This is a genomic window from Paraburkholderia oxyphila NBRC 105797 (assembly GCF_000685075.1).
GTDB classification, from domain to species: Bacteria; Pseudomonadota; Gammaproteobacteria; order Burkholderiales; family Burkholderiaceae; genus Paraburkholderia; species Paraburkholderia oxyphila.
Genome location: NZ_BAYD01000023.1, coordinates 1 through 17,996, shown reverse-complemented (window position 1 = coordinate 17,996; position 17,996 = coordinate 1). Strand labels below are relative to the sequence as shown.

Below are 17,996 nucleotides of genomic sequence, written 5' to 3'. Positions count from 1 at the left end.
GTTATCCGAAAAGCGAAAAGTCTCGGGAGAATTCGACGTGTCATTTCAGCCAACTTATTTCCGGCATGCATATTCGGGTTTCGAACCGTCACAGGCTTTTGACGTCGTTTACGGCGGACACTTCGAACACCGTTTATTGTCTGCAAAACGAACCGAAATGGAGCATCAGCGCCTTGCGCTCGGCGACGTGAGACTGGAATCGGGTTGTTATGATTTTCCGGTGATCGCGCGAGGCAGCATGCCGCGCGATGCAATCTGCGTTGGCTTCGTGGCGGAAGGCGCCAATGTCACCCGCTACAACACCGCCGCGATCGAAGAAGACGATGTCCAGGTGTATCCAGCGGGCGTTGAACTGCTTTACCACGCTGGCGCATCGTCCCGATGGGTCAATTTCGTGGTGTCGGAAGAGCGGCTTCAAGAAACGGCCTTGCTGCGCATGGGACGGCCGCTGGAATTGCCACGACGCGCAGCGACCTCGGTGCGCCTGCTCGCGCGCGGCCGCGCCGCGCTCACCGTGCTGGCCGACGACGCCATGGGCCTCGCCCGGCGCCTCGCGGACGCCGGGGGAATCGCCCCGGAACTGGCAAGTACGATTGGCCGGTCGTTGCTCGAAGGGTATGTCGACGCGCTCTGCGATGCGGCGCCGGCCCGCAAGTCCACGCTATCATCGGCGCAGGAGCGCCATCACCATCTGATCCTCGCATGCGAGCAACTGGCGCTGTCGGATGAGGCAGCCGATATTGCGCTCGCCGAAATCGCACGACGCAGCGGTTACAGCCTGCGCTCGCTACAGTTGATCTTTCACGACAGCGTCGGCATGACGCCGGGAAGGTGGCTCATGAATGCACGGCTCAACGGTGCGTTGCGCGACCTGCTGAGCGCGGCTCCGGCGTGCACGGTGGCCACTGTGGCCGCGAAATGGGGCTTTCGCCACTTGCCCCGATTTTCGCAGTACTACCGGAGGACATTCGGCGAACTGCCAAGCGACACCTTGAATCGCAGCCGCCGCTAGCCGCCCCTGGTCGCCGGGGGCGGGCACTCTTTTTGCCTCCACTCCTTCCACGAGTCCGTGGTGCGGCTGGCGAGACGCGAGCCACGCGGGCGCAGCCGCCCTGAGCGGCGGGGAGGCGCGATGGGACAAATCGGCAACGGCGTGCGCAGTGCAATATCTGCACTCCTGCTAGCACTGCTCGCGGCTTGCGGCGGTGGCGGCGGTGGGAGTGGTGGAGGCAGCGCCACAAACAATCCGCCGGGCGGCGTGCAACTGCAAATTGTCTCGTTTGGTGACAGCCTTTCCGACGTGGGCACCTATGCACCACTCGCCAGCGCGGTAGGCGGCGGCCGCTTCACGACCAATCCCGGGCAAGTGTGGACGCAGGACGTCGCGCAATATTACGGGGACACCTTGAACGCCGCATTCACGATCAGCATCGATCACCGGCTGAGCGCGCAAGGCGGCTTTGGCTACGCGGAGGGCGGCGCCACGGTCGCCACGCCGGCCAACCAGTATGACTTCCTCACCGACGTGATCGGCAATATCGAAATGCCCGTGAATCAGCAGGTTTCGAGCTACCTGTCCGCGCATGGCAATTTCAATGCCGGTCAACTGGTGCTCGTCTGGGCCGGGGCAAACGACGTGCTGCGGGCCGGCACGCCGCCCGCTGCGAATACCACCGTGCAGCAGGCGGCCACCACGCTCGCACAGATCGTCGGCCAGATCGTCCAGGCCGGCGCCACCCACGTCGTGGTGGTCAATTTGCCGAACATCGGCCTCTCGCCGAAGGGCCTCGCCGCGGCCGACGGCGGCGCGAACTTCACTCAGTTATCCCAACTTTTCAACTCCACGTTGAACGCCGCGTTGCAGAGCAATGGCCTGCAAGGCAAGGTCATCGAGATCGATTCATATACGTGGATCACGCAGACGATCGCGAATTACCAGGCGAATGGCTTTACGGTGTCCAACACGGCACAGGCCTGCGATCCCTCGAAAACTCCGGACGACACGGCCCTGTTGTGCTCGCCGCCCACCTACGTCACGCCCAATGCGGATCAGACGTATATGTTCGCCGACGATCTCCACCCGACGACGCATCTGCACGCCCTCTTCGCTCAATTCGTGGAGCAGCAGATCGCCCAGTCGGGACTTGGCCACTAAATGGGCCACTAATTTGGCCACCAAGGCGAAAGCGCGACCGGGAGCCGATCAAACGCTGTCCGTCGCAACGGGCAAGCCCTCGGCCTTCCAGCGCAGCATGCCGCCGGCGAGGTTGGCCACCTTGCCGAAGCCCGCCTTGGTCAGCAGCACGCTGGCCTGGGCCGAGCGCACGCCCGAGCGGCACACCGCCACCACGGGCCGCTCGCGGTCGAGCTCGTCGAGCCGGCCCATCAACTGCGAGAGCGGCACCAGCCTCGCATCGGGCAGGTGGCCCAGCTGATCGATGAACTCGGGCGCCTCGCGCACGTCCACGATCTGGAACTTCGCCGCGTGCTCGAGCAGCGCCATGGGCTCGATTTCCCATACGCCGCTGAAGCGCAATATCAGCGGCGCCCAGTCGGGCGTCTCGGCCACCGGCGCCTCGCCCTCGGGCTTGCCGCAGCGCAGGTTGGCCGGCACCGCGACGGCCATCTGCTTGGGGTGCGGCAGATTCAGGTTGTTCATATAGCCCGCGAAGTCGCCGAGATCGACGTCGCCGCCCAGGCGCGGATTGAAGCGCCGCTCTTCGGCCACGCTCGTGACCGTGATGCCGCGATAATCGTGCGCCGGATAGAGCAGGCAGTCGCCGGGCAGCGTCAGGATCTGCTCGCGCACGGAAGAAAAGAGCTGCTGCGGACTGCCGCCCTGGAAATCGGTGCGGCCGCAGCCGCGAATCAACAGGCTGTCGCCGGTGAAGGCCATGCTCTCGTCGTCGAGCACATAGGTCAGGCAGCCGCTCGTGTGCCCCGGCGTCGCGCGCACGCCCAGGTGGCGCTTGCCGAAGGCCACGCGATCGCCATGCCGTAGCGGACGATTCACGCCCTCGGCGCCCACCGTTGCGGCGAGCGCGATCTCGCTGCCGCAACGCTGGCGCAAGCGCCACGCGCCCGTCACGTGGTCGGCGTGCACATGCGTGTCGAGCGTCGCCTGAAGCCGCAAGCCCAGCTCTTGCAGCAAAGCCAGATCGCGCGGCACTTGCTCGTAGACGGGATCGATCAGCAGCGCCTCGCCGCTTTCGGCGTCGCCGAGCAGATACGTATAGGTGGACGATACGGCGTCGAAAAGCTGGCGAAAGATCATCGCGGACCTCGCAAGGAAGAAAGGCGGGCTGTCCTCGCCGCCGCCATCATCGGGTCACTGCCCGGATGATGGCGGCCGGCTGGCGCGCATAGGCCAATTCTCGCTCGATTTTCGCAGATGCAGAGGCCCATCGTTCAAGCCGGCGCAGTCGACAAGCCCGGGTGTGTTCGGGGGCGCACGCATGCGCCTGGCGCGCGTTATGCGTTGTGCGATGCGTCGTTCTTCATCGGCACGTTCTGGACCAGCAGCGTGCGCGGATTCGACAGCGTAATTCCCGCGGCACGCAACTGCTTCAGGATGGCGAACAGCAGATCGCTCTTGGTCGAGGTGGCGATGCGCGGGCTGCCGACATAACCGGTCACGCTGAGCGTGATGCCGTCCGGCGTGAGCTGGCTGAACGTCACCGAGGGCGCGGGCGTCTCCAGCACCGCGGGGTGCTCGCGATAGACGTCGAGCAGCAGGTCGCGCACCCGCTCGGGATCGGTGTCCAGCGGGAACGTCAGCACCAGCGTGGCCACGCCCTGAGTGCTGTCGCCCATCGTCACGTTGCGCACATTCTGCGAAATCAGCTGCGAATTGGGCACGATCATCGTCGAGCGGTCGGGGAGCTGAATCTCGGTCGCGCGCACGTTGATGCGGCGAATATCGCCCTCCACGCCCGCAATGCTGATCATGTCGCCCACCTTCACCGGGCGCTCGGTCAGCAGGATCAACCCCGAGACGAAGTTCTTCACGATCTCCTGCAGGCCAAAGCCGATACCGACCGAGAGCGCGCTCACGATCCACGCGAGGCTGTCCCAGCGCACGCCGAGCAGCGACAGCGTCATCAGCACCAGCAGCACGTAGCCGACGTTCGTGAACAGCGTGATGAGCGACATGCGCATGCCGGAGTCCATGCCGAGCGCGGGCATGAATTCCTTGTCGAGCCAGCGGCGCACCGAGCGCAGCAGATAGATGCCAACCGCGAGCCCGATCACGGCGTTCGTGATGCGCTCGGGCATGATGTTCAGGCTCTTGAGCCGCTGCCCGCCAATGATGCCGATGAAGCTATTGATCAGGTCCGCCGGCGTCGTGCCGAAGCCGCCCGTGAGCAGCGCCACGACCGCGAGCAGCATCAGGAGGCTCGTGCCGAGGCCCGAGAGCACGGTCTGCACCTGTTCGAGATGCTTGTCGTCGAGCCCGAGCAGATTCTTCAGCTGCTTGCCGGTCGCCAGATGCGCGCTGAAGAGGCTGGCGCAGATATCGCGATTCAATTGCGTGAGCACGTAGATGCTGCACAGCACGATTTCGAACCAGACCAGCTCGTAGGTAATGAAGCGCGCAACGGAGATGTAGCCGATCACCAGCGCGATCAGCGAGGCGATGATCGCCAGCGCGGTGCCGGCGTGAATCAGCCCCGCGACCGTGGAGTGCGATTCCGGCGCCTCGCCGGCCGCGGCAAGCGCGCTGCGCACGCGGTTCGCGCGCAGCAGCGCCGCGCCGATGGTCAGCGCGGTCACGAGCGAGACGATGCCGCGGCCGAGCAGCGTGACCGAGAGGCTCGTGTCGACGATGCGGTTGATCGCCTCGACCGTGCCCGAGACGAGCAGCAGCGCCGCGAGCGTGCTCGGAAACGGCCGCAGCGCGCGGGCCACGGGATCGGCCAGCGAGGGCAGCCGCCACGACGGGTGATGCGTGCACAACAGCGCGCGGCCGAGCCCCGAGATCAGCGCGCAGGTGAGCATGAGCTTCGTGAGCTCGTCCCACAGGTCGCTCAGCGCGGAAGTGAGTTCGAAGTGGCGCGCCACCGCCAGATAGAAGACCTGGAGCGCGATGCCCGTCGCCACCAGCGTGGCGATGGCCGTCGACAACGCGAGCGCGCTGCGGCGCAAACGCGTGGCGGGCAACCCATGCAGGCAGATCCACGCCAGCCCTCGCTGCATGAGCTTGCGGCCCCCGAGCCAGATCGCGAGCGCGGCGCCCAGCAGCAGCAAGGTGAGCGCGCGCTGCCCCGGGGTCCAGACCGAGTGCAGCATGGCGCGCACTTGCGCATCGAACGCGTCGAGGCGCTGGCCATCTTCAGGAGAGCGATGCAAGAGCGGCACCCAGAACTGCGCGCTGAAAATGCCGCTCGAGCGCAGGGCGAGCTGATTCTTCAGCAAGCCACGGTGCAGCTTCGCAAACTGCGCGGTCAGTATGTCGAGATTGCTCTTCTGGTCGTCCGCCATCTTCAGCACGGCGTCGATCTGGTCCTTGCGCGCAGTCAGGCTGTCGCGCTGGCGGGCGACCGCGTGGGTGCCGGGCGTCACGTCCGAGGCCGGCGCCGGCCCGAGCACGTCGAGCTGGGCCTGAACCTGCGTGCGCAGCGGGACGAGCTGGCTGCGCAATTTGTCGACGTCGGCGCTCAGTTGCTGGGTTGCGCCGGCCAGCGCGTCGAGATCCTTGCTGTTGGTGGCCGTCGAAGTCTGCTGCTTGATGCTGTCCTGCTTGAACTGCATCTGCTTGAGCTGCGCGAGGGCGTCGTTCAGCGAAATGGGCGCCGTCGCGGCGTCCACCGCGCTGGCGCTCGCGGCGCTCCCGGTGCCGGGAAACGCCCATGCAGGGGCGACAGGGACGAGAGACAAAAGCGGGGACAAAAGCGCGATCAGCGCGAGCTGACGCGCGAAGGCGGTTAGTCGTTTTAAGGCCATGGAGCTTTCAAATATTACAGTGCGTTTGCGTACGGAATTATGCCCTGACTGCTGCGCGCACTACCGTTCCATGGTCTGCCCCTCGATGGGGCGACCCCGATGACGGGGTAAGGAACGATTTCCCGCTAGAAGGGGAATTGACTTCAGGAATGCGAGAGCGCGGCTCCCGCACCGCCGCCGCGGCTCGCCGGGGCTTTCTCCGCCGCCCTGCCCGCAAGCGCGAGACCGGCGGCGGTCAGCGTCGCGAGCAGCGACGGTTGAAAATGGAAGAGACGGTTGAAGAATTCATCCATGATCGGCAGTCGGCGAGTGGCGATGGGCACGCGATATAACAGAGACAGCATGCGTTTGCCACGCATGGTACCTGCGGCAGCAGATGCCATGTCTGCCGGCTTTCTACGCCGGCATGTCTTGAAGCAACCCTTCGGCCTGTAGCGCTTCCCGAATCGCGGGACGGCCCCCCGCCCTTTGCTGAAACGCCACGATGGGAGTCAGGCCGGACAGATCGAGGCCAACGTGCGGCGCCCAGTTCGTCACGGTGAAAAGATAAGCATCGGCGGCGGAGAAGCGCTCTCCCATCAACCATGGCTGCGAGGCCAGGTGCCGGGCCACAAACGCGTAGTGTCCTTGAAGCGTTTCACGTTTTTCCGCGCGTACCGATTCGCTTGTTGCAGGATTGAAGAGCGGTGAATAGCTTTTGTGCATATCCGAATTGATAAAGCCGAGCCATTCCTGCAGACGGTAGCGCGCCATCGACCCATTGCGTGGGACAAGTTCGCGCTCGGGTTTCATGTCGGCGAGATACTGCATGATTGCAGGGGCTTCCGTCAGCCATTCGCCATTGTCCAGTTCAAGCACGGGCACATTGCCCTTCGCATTGATCGCGCGGAAATCGGCCCCCCGTTCCGTGCGTTTGGTCGCGATGTCGACTTTCTCGAGATCGAGCGCGAGACCCGCTTCGCGCGCAACCATATGCGGTGCGAGCGAGCATGCACCGGGCGAATAATAGAGCTTCATAGGCTTTCCTGATTAGCGTCCAAGATATTCGCGCGATAACCGATTCCGCACAGGTCATCACGCGCATCGGATGTTATTCGGTCTCGACGCAATCAGGTGCAGCTTGCCCGATATAATCCGGTAACTCCAAAGTTACCAAGGCGCGGGAGACACGCAACGATGGGTTTGGCTGTCCGGAAAAACAAAGCGCCTGCGCCACCCGCCTGCCAGGTGACCGATGCACTTGGATTCTTGCGCGGGGCCTGGGCTCTGAACGTCATTTGGCAACTCCGTGACCAGGCACGCCGCTTTGGCGAACTGCGCCACGATCTACCGGGCATATCTGCGCGTATTCTGAGCAAGCGCTTACACGAACTCGAATCGCGGGGCCTCATTGCGCGGCGCAAACTCGACAGTTCGCCGCCGTCCGCGGAGTACGAACTCACGGCACTCGGACGCGAACTGCTTCCCGCGATTGACGTTTTCGCATCGGTCGGTCAGAAGCTGCTGGCCGCCTGGAAAGAGACTTCGCCCGCATGACCCGCGGGCGCGACTGGAAGGCCTCGGCCGATCTGGCCACGCACCCGGCCGCCCGTGACTCCCCCGTTCGCCCGCGCGCGCCTATCATGGATTTATCCGCGCTTCGCAGGTGATCGCGCCCCATGAATCGTTTCCTGATCGTCATTGGTATCGTGTGCGTGCTTGCCGGTCTCGGGTGGCGCTGGCTCGTTCGCATCCCGTTCGGCCGGCTGCCCGGCGACGTCCATATCGTCACCGATGGCCTCGACTTCTACTTCCCGATCGTCACCGGCATCCTGGTTTCCGCCGTGATATCCGTGCTGCTATGGCTTTTGCGGCATTGATGCAGTGGCTTTCACGGGGGTTGACACTCGCCCCTATACTCCCAGGCAGTATTCCCTTATACTGCCTCCCAGTATCACGATTCCGGTGACGCCATGCCCCATTCGCCTGAAGAAAAAAAACGAGTCCTCACCCGCGTCCGCAAGGTTCGCGGGCAGCTGGACGCGCTCGAGCGCGCGCTCGAAGCAGGCGCCGAGTGCGCTCCGGTGCTGCAGCAACTGGCGGCCATCCGCGGCGCCATCAACGGGGTGATGGCGGGCGTGCTCGAAAGCCATCTGCGCGAGGAGTTCACGCAACTGACGGGGTCAACGGAGTCCGCGGCGGGATCGATCGACGATGTCGTGACGCTCGTGCGGACCTATTTACGCTAGCGCATGGCATCAGCCCCGCGCACGCAGTTTTTCGTCAATTATTCGATTTGTAAGGATTGCTATGAAATCACGTGCCGCAGTCGCATTCGAGGCGGGCAAGCCGCTCCAGATCGTCGAGATCGACGTCGAACCGCCCCGCAAGGGCGAAGTGCTCGTGAAGATCACGCACACCGGCGTTTGCCATACCGATGCGTTTACGCTCTCCGGTGATGATCCGGAAGGGCTCTTTCCCGTCGTGCTCGGGCATGAGGGTGCCGGTATCGTTGTGGAGGTGGGTGAAGGTGTGACCAGCGTGAAGCCAGGGGACCATGTGATTCCGCTGTATACCGCTGAGTGCGGCGAGTGTCTGTTCTGCAAGAGCGGGAAGACCAATCTCTGCGTGGCCGTGCGGGCTACCCAGGGTAAGGGTGTGATGCCCGATGGCACGACCCGGTTTAGCTATAACGGCCAACCCATCTATCACTATATGGGCTGCTCTACGTTTAGCGAGTACACCGTGGTGGCGGAAGTTTCGCTCGCCAAGATCAATCCGCAAGCTAATCCTGAGCAGGTTTGTCTGTTGGGGTGTGGGGTGACCACCGGGCTCGGTGCGGTCAAGAATACCGCCAAGGTGCAGGAAGGCGATACGGTTGCTGTGTTTGGGTTGGGCGGGATCGGGCTTGCCGTGATTCAGGGTGCCAAGATTGCCAAGGCGGGACGTATCATCGCCGTTGATACTAATCCTGGGAAGTTTGATCTGGCGCGTGCTTTCGGTGCGACCGATTGTATCAATCCCAAGGATTACGAAAAGCCTATCCAGCAGGTGATCGTTGAGATGACTGGTTGGGGTGTCGATCACAGCTTCGAATGTATCGGGAACGTTAATGTGATGCGCGCGGCCCTCGAATGTGCGCATCGCGGTTGGGGGCAGTCAGTCGTTATTGGTGTGGCCGGCGCCGGGCAGGAAATCTCTACGCGGCCTTTCCAGCTGGTTACCGGCCGCCGCTGGCTCGGGACCGCTTTCGGTGGCGTTAAAGGCCGCTCGCAGCTGCCCGGTATGGTCGAGGACGCCATGGCCGGCACCATTCAGCTCGCGCCGTTCGTTACGCATACCAAGGATCTCGAAGGTATCAATGAAGCCTTCGATCTCATGCATGAAGGTAAGTCTATTCGGACTGTTGTCCACTATTGAGTCGGTGTTTTTGGGGGGCCAGGTAGTTGATTCACGTTTTCTTTCGTGAGTTATTTCGATTTGGCCTTGACTTGTTTTCGCGGCGGGCCGCAAGCGTTGCCCCTGTGCGGGGCGGCACCTACTTTTCTTTGCAGCCGCAAAGAAAAGTAGGCAAAAGAAAGCGGCTCACACCGCCAGTGTGACGCCGTCCACCACTGCCCTGTCCATCGGAGCGGCTCCGGAGCATCCGTCTTCTCGCACACTCCGCCTTGGTGACAAAGGGCTCATCCTTCCGGCGGCGCTTCGCGCGCCGTCGGGTATTTCCCAAACCCTCTGGGTTCGTGCGTCTTCGCTAAACTATTCGTCGTCCCTGGCTGCCCCGTCCCCCCCCCCCACCTCACGCTGAGGCGCCTGCCCCATCGGCATATACGCGCTCCGAACGGGCCCACGCGATGAGTGCGCCCACGCCAAGCACCGCAAGGCAGACGATCGGCACGATCATCGGCCCAAATGCCGTTCCGGTCGCCTTGCCCGCTATCGGCATCAGGTTCTGGCCGAAAAAACCACCCAGATTGCCGATCGAGTTGATCGCCGCTACGCTGGCCGCCGCTCGCGCACCAGTGAAATAGCGCGGCGGCATCGACCAGAAGCACGGGTAGAGCAGCGGAATACTTGCGCCGCCAAATACGAGCGCGATAAAGCGCAGCGGCGTCGTGGGCAACACCAGGCTCAGCAGGAAACCCAGCGCGCCCAGCGCAGCCACGATCGAGATCGCGCACAATATGCTCTTCGCGCGGCGCAGCTTGCCCGGCAGATACAACAGCAGCAATACCGAGAGCGCCCACGGCAGCATGCTCAACATCCCATTCGTGCTGCTCGACACGCCAAATGACTTCACGAGTGTCGGCAGCCAATAGGTCACGCCGTAGAGCGAGGTCGACATCAGCATGTAGGTCGCCGCGAACAGCATCACGCGCGGATCAAGTAGCGCCTTCCACGGTTGCGCATGCTCCGCGTGCTCAGGCTTCTCGCGCTCGAGCGCAGCCGCCACAATCGCCTTCTCGTGCTCGCTCAGAAACCGCGCTTCCCGATACGAGGCCGGCAGCAGCTTGAATACCGTCACCGCCACCAGCACCGCGGGAAGGCCCGTGGCGATGAACACCCATTGCCAACCCGCGAGGCCCCACACGCCATTCAAGCTCAGCAGCCAGCCGCCAACCAGCGAGCCCAGCATGTTGGCAAGCGCGCTGCCAAGCGTGAAGACCCCAAGCACGCGGGCACGGTAGCTTTGCGGAAACCACAGCGTGAGGTAGTAGATCACCCCCGGGTAAAAGCCGGCCTCCGCAATGCCGAGCGCGAGGCGCATGCCGCAAAATACCTGCATCGAGGTCGTGAAGCCCATCAGCACAGTAATCACGCCCCACGTGAGCATGATGCGCGCGAGCCACACGCGCGCGCCGAAGCGATGCAGCGCCAGCGTGCTGGGCACCTCGAACAGCAAATAGCCAATGAAGAACAGCGAGGACGCCAGACCGAACGCCGTCTCCGTCATATGCAGGCTGTGCACCATCTGCAACTTCGCAAAGCCGACGTTCTGCCGGTCAATAAACGATATCAGGAACATCACGACCAGGATCGGCAGCAGGCGCCGCGCGATCTTCGACATGACGTGCCGTTCCTCCGCAGGCTGATGGTCGAGGGTTGAGGCGGCGTTCACTATGGACTCCTTCAGGTTATATTTTGTCTGCCAGTTGCCGTGCCCGGTGTTGCGGGCGCAAGCGGAAATTCAATGGGCCATGCCGGCTACGTGGGATGAAATGCGGCCAGCGCGGGCGCGAACATCTCGTTCCACGCGCGCGGCCTCGTCTTGATCGTGCCCACCATGTACAGAAAATCGACGTACTCCATCAACTGCTCAGGCCACACCGAAAAGCGCGTCTCGGGTGCGGCAAGCATCTGCATCACGCCCTCGTGCGATACGTCGAGTCCCGAGGCAGCAACGTAGATGGCCGCTGCCGCCGCCCGGTCCTGCGCGATCAACCGGTTCGCCTCGTCGAGCGCGCCAAGGAACGCCCGCACGAGCGCGGGCTCGGTATCCACGAGGCGTCTCGGCGCGTACACCACGTCGAGCGTCAGCGGACCCAGCACGTCGATCGAATTGACGACGCGATGAATGCCCGGCTGCTTCAATTCGAGCGACGAAAATGGTGGCGACGCGAAATGCGCCGTGATGCCGTTCTCGCGCCGGATCAGCGCCTGCACCGCCTGCGGATGCGGCAGGCTCACGGTGATCGCGTCGAGCTGCGCGAAGTGCTTCGGTCCGAGCAGCTTGCTCGCCATCATCTGCAAGACCACCGCCGCGAGCGAGGTGCGGATGCCCGGCACCGCAATGCGGTCGGCGCTCGTGAAGTCGGCAAGCGTTGCGATGCGCGGCTGGTTCGTGTTCAGCGAGAGCGCGGTCGTGGAAAGCCCGCTCACGCCAATCACCTCGACGTTCGGAATCCCGCGCGCCCTCGCCCACAGCTCGATGAAGCCCGGTGCGCCCACGGCCGCGAAGTCGAGCGTGCCGGCCATCATGGCGTCGTCCACCGAGTTGCCGCCGTCGAGCAGCGTCCAGTCCACGCTCACGTCGCTCATGCCCTCGCGCGCCGCATGCCGCTCGAACAGGCGACGCTGCTCCATCACGAGCAGCGGCAAATACAGCAGGCCATAGCCCTTCGAAATGCGCACCGTGCGCGGGCTCGAGCGCACCAGCGCCGGAGCGAGCGCCGCACCGAGCCCCGCCGCCACGAGCGCACGCCGCCGCAGCGAAGGCGCCTTGCGCTCGCGCGCGCCGCCTGCTCGTTGCGCTGGCTTGCCGTCTCCTCGCGTTCTGGTAATCATGGTTCGCAAGGTTACCGGGCGAGTCTGAGAAAATGCTGAGATCAGCCCCTCGGGAAAACCCGTAAATCCCATCATGAACAACACGGCAGGTACGGCATCATGCGCATTCTGGTCGTAGAGGACGACGCGCAAATCGGCGCGGCCATGCGCAGCCGTCTGACGAGGCTCGGCCATGCCGTCGATCTCGAGGCAGACGGCGCGGCGGCAAACAGCCTGCTTGGCGTCGAGCGTTTCGATCTGGTCGTGCTCGACGTGATGCTGCCTTCGATGGACGGCTTCGCGATCCTGCGCAATCTGCGCGCGGCCGGCTCCACGACGCCAGTGCTGCTCGTGACCGCGCGCTCCGCCATCGACGATCGCGTGAGCGGTCTCGGGCTCGGCGCCGACGACTACCTCGTCAAGCCCTTCGACTATCGCGAGCTCGAAGCGCGCGTGCAGGCGCTGTTGCGCCGCAATAGCGGCCACGCCAATGACCTCGTCAAGGTGGGCGGACTCGCGATCGATCGCAGCAGCCGGCTCGCGGAGCTCGACGGCCAGCCGCTCGCGCTCTCGCGCCAGGAGTTCGCGCTGCTCGAAATCCTCGCGAGCCGCCCGCAACGCATTTTCTCGAAGGACGATCTGCTGAACCAGTTGTTCAGTTTCGGCAACGAGCCCAGCGCGAACGCCGTCGAGCAGTACATCACGCGCGTGCGCAAGAAGCTGCACGGCAGCTCGGTCGAGATCCGCACGGCACGCGGGATGGGATATCAAATTGCCGCGCTTTGACTGGTTCCGCAAGACGCTGCTCGGCCGCACGCTGCTCTTCATCGCGCTGGTCGTGGCCTCGGGGGCGCTGGCGCTCGCGCTCATCGCGCGCTACTACGCGGGGGTCGCCGCGGAGCGCGCCTACGATCAGTTGCTGGCCGGCGCCGCCATTCAGGTGGCCGAGAATCTCTATGTGCAGGGCGGCGTGCTCGCGCTCAATCCACCGGTGGCCGCACTCTCCTCGCTGTCGCGCTATGACCTCGTCTACTACAAGGTGACCGATTCGCGCGGCGTCGTGGTGGCCGGCTACGGCGACCTGCCCGGCCCGGCGAGCACGGCGGCCGCGCGGCAAGGCCCCGCCTTCGCGAACGGGACCTACCAGGGCCAGCGCATCCGCACGGCCACCATTGCCCGCTACATGCCCGAGGAGCGCACGCCGGGCTGGGCCGTCGTGACGATTGCGCAGACCACGCACGCGCGCCAGCAACTGACGAACGACATGAGCTTCAAGGTGTGGACGCTGATCCTGATGATGAGCGTGCTCGCCATTGGCGCCAGTTGGCTGGCGATCCGGCGCGGCCTGCGCCCGCTCGCGCAGATCGAGACGATCATTGCCGCCCGCGACCCCGCCGACCTGCGGCCCGTGGAGCACGACACGCCCAGCGAGATCAACGCGATCATCGGCGCGATCAACGGCCTCATCGGCCGGCTCGCGGAGCGCATGACGGCCATGCAGCGCTTCATTGCCGATGCCGCCCATCAGATGCGCACGCCGATCGCGCGGCTCGACGCGCAGATCGAGCTGCTCAGCGGCGAGACCGATCCCGCCCGCTACGCGCAAGGACTCGACGCGTTGCGCACCACCTGCTCGGACGTTGGCCGGCTGACGGGGCAGCTGCTCAATCATGCGATGGTGATCCATCGCACCGAGGCCGTGCCGCTGCAGCCTGTGGATCTCGTCGCGCTTGCGCGGGAGGCGATCGGGCGCACGATCCCGCTGGCGGGCGAACGCGACGTGCAGGTGGCGTTCGAAAGCGATGCGCCGAGCGTGACCATCGCCGGCGACCCGATCAGCTTGCAGGAGGCGTTTTCGAACGTCCTGCACAACGCGTTGCTGCATGGCGATGCGGATGAAATCGTCGTGCGCGTGGCCGGCCTGCGCGGCGAGCCCATGCTCACGGTGACCGACAACGGCCGCGGCATCCCGCGCGAGCATTGGGAGGCCGCGCTGCGCCCGTTCGAGCGCTTCGAGCCCGATGGCGCGCCGCGCCGCAGCGGCTCAGGGCTCGGGCTCGCGATCGTGCAGGAGGTGATGAAGGCGCATCGTGGGCGTGTGGGGTTTGATTTTCCGGAGGGGGGTGGGTTTGCGGTTGTGTTGATGTTTCCGGGGGGCAGCGAGAATAGCGCATGAAATAGCGAACAGGAATCCTCCGGACTATTGAGAACTCACGGTACGTGATGGTAGCGGAGCAAAGAGAAAGCAGCAGTCCCGCGAATCGCCTCATGGGTCGATATATAGGACTTCATACTGATCTATCCAAGATCCTCCCCCAGCCCCAACGCAAGGTCCCCCCGCTCGTTATCCCCTTCCACAAGTACCTGAACGCGCCGTTACTTTGCGTTGGTCAGCTCGGCCTTTCATTTATATTTCAAGACACACTTGGCGCGCTGATCGCAGTAACATCGGCACGCTTGAGAACCCGGGGGAATCGAAGACCATGAAGTTGACGTCTGCATTGCATAACGCCAGTCACACCGTACTCGTTTCATTTCTCGCGCTGGGGCTCGCCGGTTACGTCCCAACAGGCAATTGTGCGAACAACGTTTCTTCGTTGGCAGGCGTCTACAGCACCGCGCATCCATTGACGGTAGATGGCGTCAAAGTGCAGACCGATGGATTCATCGAAATCGAGCCGAATGGTCGTATCACGGCGTTCGAGCGAGACGGCGAAGGCCCGGCGTCCGTGGGGAACGGATGCTATCGGCGCGCGTCGGGAACGGCGACCAACGCGGGGCTGCAGGGGCGCATTCTGACCTCTGGCATTTCGCCACGCGGTGATGGCGTCTATCAGACTCTTGCTGGTAACGGCGATATTTTCGGGATTCTGGTTGAGCAAGGCACAAATGGAGGCATGCGATGGTTTTTCCATTCGGGTCGCGCGAACAGTACGGTCACGATCAATGGAAACAAGAATGTCGTGAATTCAACGGACAAGTCGTCCTATTCCATTAGCGGCCCCGCGTTAGCATCACCTACTCCTGAGCAATTACATAGCATGCTCTGCCGCGCAGACAAATCGGATCCGCCATACGCAAAGCCCGACTCGGGTTCACAAGTTTCCCTGGCGAGCATCGCGGCACCGCAGACTGCGCGTGGCGTTGTAGCGGCTACGGGCAACGCGCTGGCAATCGATAGCATTCGCCAACCGGTCTCTCCTGGGAGCCGGGTAAACTCGTCTCCGTTGGGGGCTGCTGTCCCGTTCGAGTTCGGGAAGCCCATCGATGCGGCCGCCCTGGCGAAACTCGGTATTCCTCCAGACTCCCCCAAAGCGAAGATCTTTGTGAACTGGGCACAAAAAGTCACGTCCGATCCGGACATCAAAGCCTATTTTTTTCCCAACAATAATTCGCCTGTCGTGGGCACCGATGCCTCGTCGCGTGCCTTGGGTTTGCTGGACGGAATGGAGAGAATTTCGCGGGATGACCGTGATCGGCTGACCGCCATGACTGCGCGGGCTATTAGCAATGCACCGCCGGATTGCGGCGGCACACGGAATCTGCAAGTGATTACGTCACGGTATCTATCACTGGCAACGCAAAGTGATGACGAACTTCAGGCGCAACTGCAAACGCTTTTCGACTTTCTCAAACAGTCAGCACAGAGCACGCCCCCCCCCCCCGCAACTGACTGCGGCACAGCGTTTGCAGGGAAAACTCGCACTCTCGGCGTCTATCGCAGACGCCCTGAAACGTGATTCTTCCGAGACAGAAGATCTCGCCCTGCTGATGAACGGCAAACAGGCGGACCTTTCTCCAGAAGCATGGTGCAAGGCAGTACGTTTCTATCAGAATGCCCTCGGTAGCACACCACAGCCAGCGCGTGACTGGATTGTGCTCACAGAGATCGAAAACCAGAAACGTCTTGTGTCGATGCTCACGACGCTGACAAAGAAGCTCGGTGCGTCACCCAATGCCTCGCTTCAATCACCGGCCGCCCCGAAAGTGTTTGATTACGCAGAGGTGGTGCGTCAACGCATACGTCCACTCATCGTCTGGGATGGCACGGTAGTTCATGGCGAGACGGTAGTCGAAGTGCACTGCACATCATCGGGCAACCTGGAGTCGGCAAAAATTGTCCGGGCAAGCAGCGACGCGAGGTGGGACAGCGCTGCGCTCAGTGCAGTCAGACGCGCGGACCCAATGCCGCTGGATGAAACCGGCCAGGCCCGCAAGTCATTCTTGATAACGCTCAGGCCAGGTCTCTGATTGGCAGTCCGCGCCACGTCACATTTCACGCTGCACCGCACCACCCACCCCCACTTCCCGCTTTTCCCCAAAACCACCTACTCTTAAATATCGGGCCAATGCCCGTCCGGACGTTCCGATGCGCGCTCATCGCCCCACCCGGGCGGCGGAGCACGACCCGCCTCCGCCCCATGCCCGCCACGCACGCCACCCGCTGCCGGCGCGGATCGCACGCGCCGCGGTATTCGCGGCGCTGCTGGTCGTTTGCGCCGCGGTTGCGGCCCTCAATGCCCTGGCTCAGGCCCAGCGTGCGCCGTCCGCGGCGCAGCGCGCCGTCGTCGTCATGACCGTCAATGGCGCGATTGGCCCCGCGAGCGCCGATTTCATCGTCCGTACGCTCGCGCATGCGGCGCAGCAACACGCGCAGCTCGCGATTCTCCAGCTCGACACCCCCGGCGGCCTCGACACCTCGATGCGCCAGATCATCAAGGCGATCCTCGCCTCGCCCGTGCCGGTGGCCACGTTCGTCGCGCCTGGCGGCGCGCGAGCCGCCAGTGCCGGCACCTACATCGTTTATGCGAGCCATATCGCGGCGATGGCGCCCGGCACCAATCTCGGCGCCGCCTCGCCGGTCCAGCTCGGGATCGGCGGCGGTGGCCCGGCGCCCACGCCCGGCGCCGCACCCGACACCCCGCCGGGCGCCACGTCGGGCGCCACGTCAGGCGCCGCCTCGGGCGCCAGGCCCGACGACAACGCCAGCACCGAGGCCCGCAAGGTCATGCACGACTCCGCCGCGTACATCCGCGGCCTCGCGCAACTGCGCGCGCGCAATGCCGTGTGGGCCGAACGCGCGGTGCGCGAAGCGGTGAGCCTGTCCTCCAGCGAAGCGCTCGACCAGCACGTGGTCGATCTCATTGCGCTCGACCCCGTCGATCTCGCGCACAAGCTCGACGGCCGCGAAGTCACCACGGCGGCCGGCACGGTGCGCCTCGCCACCGCGAATGCGCCGCTCGTGTACGTCGTGCCCGACTGGCGCAACCGCTTCCTCTCGATCGTGGCCGATCCGAACGTCGCCCTGATCCTGCTGACGATCGGCATCTACGGGCTGTTCTTCGAGTTCGCGAATCCCGGCTTCGTGCTGCCCGGCGTGGCCGGCGGGATTTGCCTGCTGATCGGCCTGTTCGCAATGCAGCTGCTGCCCATCAACTACGCGGGGCTCGGCCTCGTGATGCTGGGGCTCGCGTGCCTCGTCGCCGAGGCCTTCCTGCCCACCTTCGGCGTGCTCGGCTTTGGCGGCATCGTCGCCTTTGCCGTTGGCGCGCTCATGCTGATCAATACCGATGTGCCCGGCTACGGCATTCCCGTGCCGCTGATCGCGGGTCTCGCGCTCGGTGGCGCGGCGTTCGTCGCCGCGGTCTCGAGCGTGGCGCTGCGCGCGCGGCGGCGCCCCGTGGTGACCGGCTCGGAGGCCATGGTCGGCAGCATCGGCCAGGTCATCGACGATGGCCTGAAGCCCGAGCGCCCGACCGCCGCCGCCGCGCTCGCCCAGCCGCCCGGCGCCGCCACCCAGGCGGCTGCGGTTC

General features: G+C 64.1%; 17 protein-coding genes. 11 read left to right on the top strand and 6 right to left on the bottom strand.

Annotated features, from left to right (window positions below):
• The first annotated feature begins 268 nt into the window (after positions 1 to 268).
• Both BO1_RS17115 and BO1_RS17110 read left to right on the top strand, forming a co-directional pair.
• On the top strand, positions 269 to 1,012 hold the full coding sequence (locus BO1_RS17115) for a helix-turn-helix domain-containing protein (protein WP_245643814.1): 744 nt from the start codon (positions 269 to 271) through the stop codon (positions 1,010 to 1,012).
• Between the two features lie 120 nt (positions 1,013 to 1,132).
• A complete protein-coding gene (locus BO1_RS17110) occupies positions 1,133 to 2,155 on the top strand; it encodes an SGNH/GDSL hydrolase family protein (protein ID WP_028218608.1) in 1,023 nt (340 codons plus the stop codon).
• A 48-nt stretch (positions 2,156 to 2,203) separates the two neighbouring features.
• Here the strand turns inward: BO1_RS17110 and BO1_RS17105 are convergent, their stop codons facing one another.
• The 4 genes from BO1_RS17105 to gstA form a co-directional block, all read right to left on the bottom strand.
• Positions 2,204 to 3,274, bottom strand: a complete 1,071-nt coding sequence (locus tag BO1_RS17105; protein ID WP_028218607.1) for an MBL fold metallo-hydrolase — start codon at positions 3,272 to 3,274, stop codon at positions 2,204 to 2,206.
• A gap of 197 nt (positions 3,275 to 3,471) precedes the next feature.
• Positions 3,472 to 5,943, bottom strand: a complete 2,472-nt coding sequence (locus tag BO1_RS17100) for a DUF3772 domain-containing protein (RefSeq protein ID WP_028218606.1) — start codon at positions 5,941 to 5,943, stop codon at positions 3,472 to 3,474.
• 143 nt (positions 5,944 to 6,086) lie between these two features.
• Entirely contained in the window at positions 6,087 to 6,302 is a 216-nt protein-coding gene (locus tag BO1_RS17095; protein WP_043285150.1) for a hypothetical protein, read from the bottom strand.
• 37 nt (positions 6,303 to 6,339) lie between these two features.
• Positions 6,340 to 6,960, bottom strand: a complete 621-nt coding sequence (gene gstA / locus BO1_RS17090; protein ID WP_028218604.1) for a glutathione transferase GstA — start codon at positions 6,958 to 6,960, stop codon at positions 6,340 to 6,342.
• A 159-nt stretch (positions 6,961 to 7,119) separates the two neighbouring features.
• Here gstA and BO1_RS17085 point away from each other — a divergent pair, with 159 nt between their 5' ends.
• The 4 genes from BO1_RS17085 (at position 7,120) to BO1_RS17070 (ending at position 9,342) form a co-directional block, all read left to right on the top strand.
• Positions 7,120 to 7,479 carry a winged helix-turn-helix transcriptional regulator gene (locus tag BO1_RS17085; protein WP_028218603.1) on the top strand — a complete coding sequence of 120 codons (360 nt, stop codon included), beginning with the start codon at positions 7,120 to 7,122 and terminating at the stop codon, positions 7,477 to 7,479.
• Between the two features lie 122 nt (positions 7,480 to 7,601).
• Entirely contained in the window at positions 7,602 to 7,802 is a 201-nt protein-coding gene (locus BO1_RS17080; RefSeq protein WP_028218602.1) for a DUF2905 domain-containing protein, read from the top strand.
• A 93-nt stretch (positions 7,803 to 7,895) separates the two neighbouring features.
• Positions 7,896 to 8,171, top strand: coding sequence for a formaldehyde-responsive transcriptional repressor FrmR (gene frmR / locus BO1_RS17075; RefSeq protein WP_028218601.1), 276 nt, complete (start codon positions 7,896 to 7,898; stop codon positions 8,169 to 8,171).
• 61 nt (positions 8,172 to 8,232) lie between these two features.
• Positions 8,233 to 9,342, top strand: coding sequence for an S-(hydroxymethyl)glutathione dehydrogenase/class III alcohol dehydrogenase (locus tag BO1_RS17070; RefSeq protein WP_028218600.1), 1,110 nt, complete (start codon positions 8,233 to 8,235; stop codon positions 9,340 to 9,342).
• A gap of 376 nt (positions 9,343 to 9,718) precedes the next feature.
• On the opposite strand, the gene BO1_RS17065 is transcribed toward BO1_RS17070, so the two are convergent.
• Positions 9,719 to 11,038, bottom strand: a complete 1,320-nt coding sequence (locus tag BO1_RS17065) for an MFS transporter (protein ID WP_028218599.1) — start codon at positions 11,036 to 11,038, stop codon at positions 9,719 to 9,721.
• A gap of 86 nt (positions 11,039 to 11,124) precedes the next feature.
• On the bottom strand, positions 11,125 to 12,204 hold the full coding sequence (locus BO1_RS17060; RefSeq protein WP_084688011.1) for an ABC transporter substrate-binding protein: 1,080 nt from the start codon (positions 12,202 to 12,204) through the stop codon (positions 11,125 to 11,127).
• A gap of 99 nt (positions 12,205 to 12,303) precedes the next feature.
• Between BO1_RS17060 and BO1_RS17055 the strand changes: the two genes are divergently transcribed.
• The 5 genes from BO1_RS17055 to BO1_RS17040 all read left to right on the top strand — a co-directional run.
• Complete coding sequence (locus BO1_RS17055) at positions 12,304 to 12,969, top strand: response regulator transcription factor (RefSeq protein ID WP_028218597.1); 666 nt, start codon at positions 12,304 to 12,306, stop codon at positions 12,967 to 12,969.
• Positions 12,956 to 14,359, top strand: coding sequence for a sensor histidine kinase (locus BO1_RS17050; RefSeq protein WP_028218596.1), 1,404 nt, complete (start codon positions 12,956 to 12,958; stop codon positions 14,357 to 14,359). The genes BO1_RS17055 and BO1_RS17050 overlap by 14 nt, the downstream gene beginning before the upstream one ends.
• A 307-nt stretch (positions 14,360 to 14,666) precedes the next feature.
• The gene (locus BO1_RS60220) at positions 14,667 to 15,923 is read left to right on the top strand and encodes a hypothetical protein (RefSeq protein WP_167338355.1); all 1,257 of its coding nucleotides are present in this window, start codon (positions 14,667 to 14,669) and stop codon (positions 15,921 to 15,923) included.
• Entirely contained in the window at positions 15,871 to 16,434 is a 564-nt protein-coding gene (locus BO1_RS57590) for a TonB family protein (RefSeq protein WP_167338354.1), read from the top strand. The genes BO1_RS60220 and BO1_RS57590 overlap by 53 nt, the downstream gene beginning before the upstream one ends.
• 118 nt (positions 16,435 to 16,552) lie before the next feature.
• On the top strand, positions 16,553 to 17,996 hold a 1,444-nt coding region (locus BO1_RS17040), incomplete at its 3' end, for an NfeD family protein (RefSeq protein WP_028218594.1).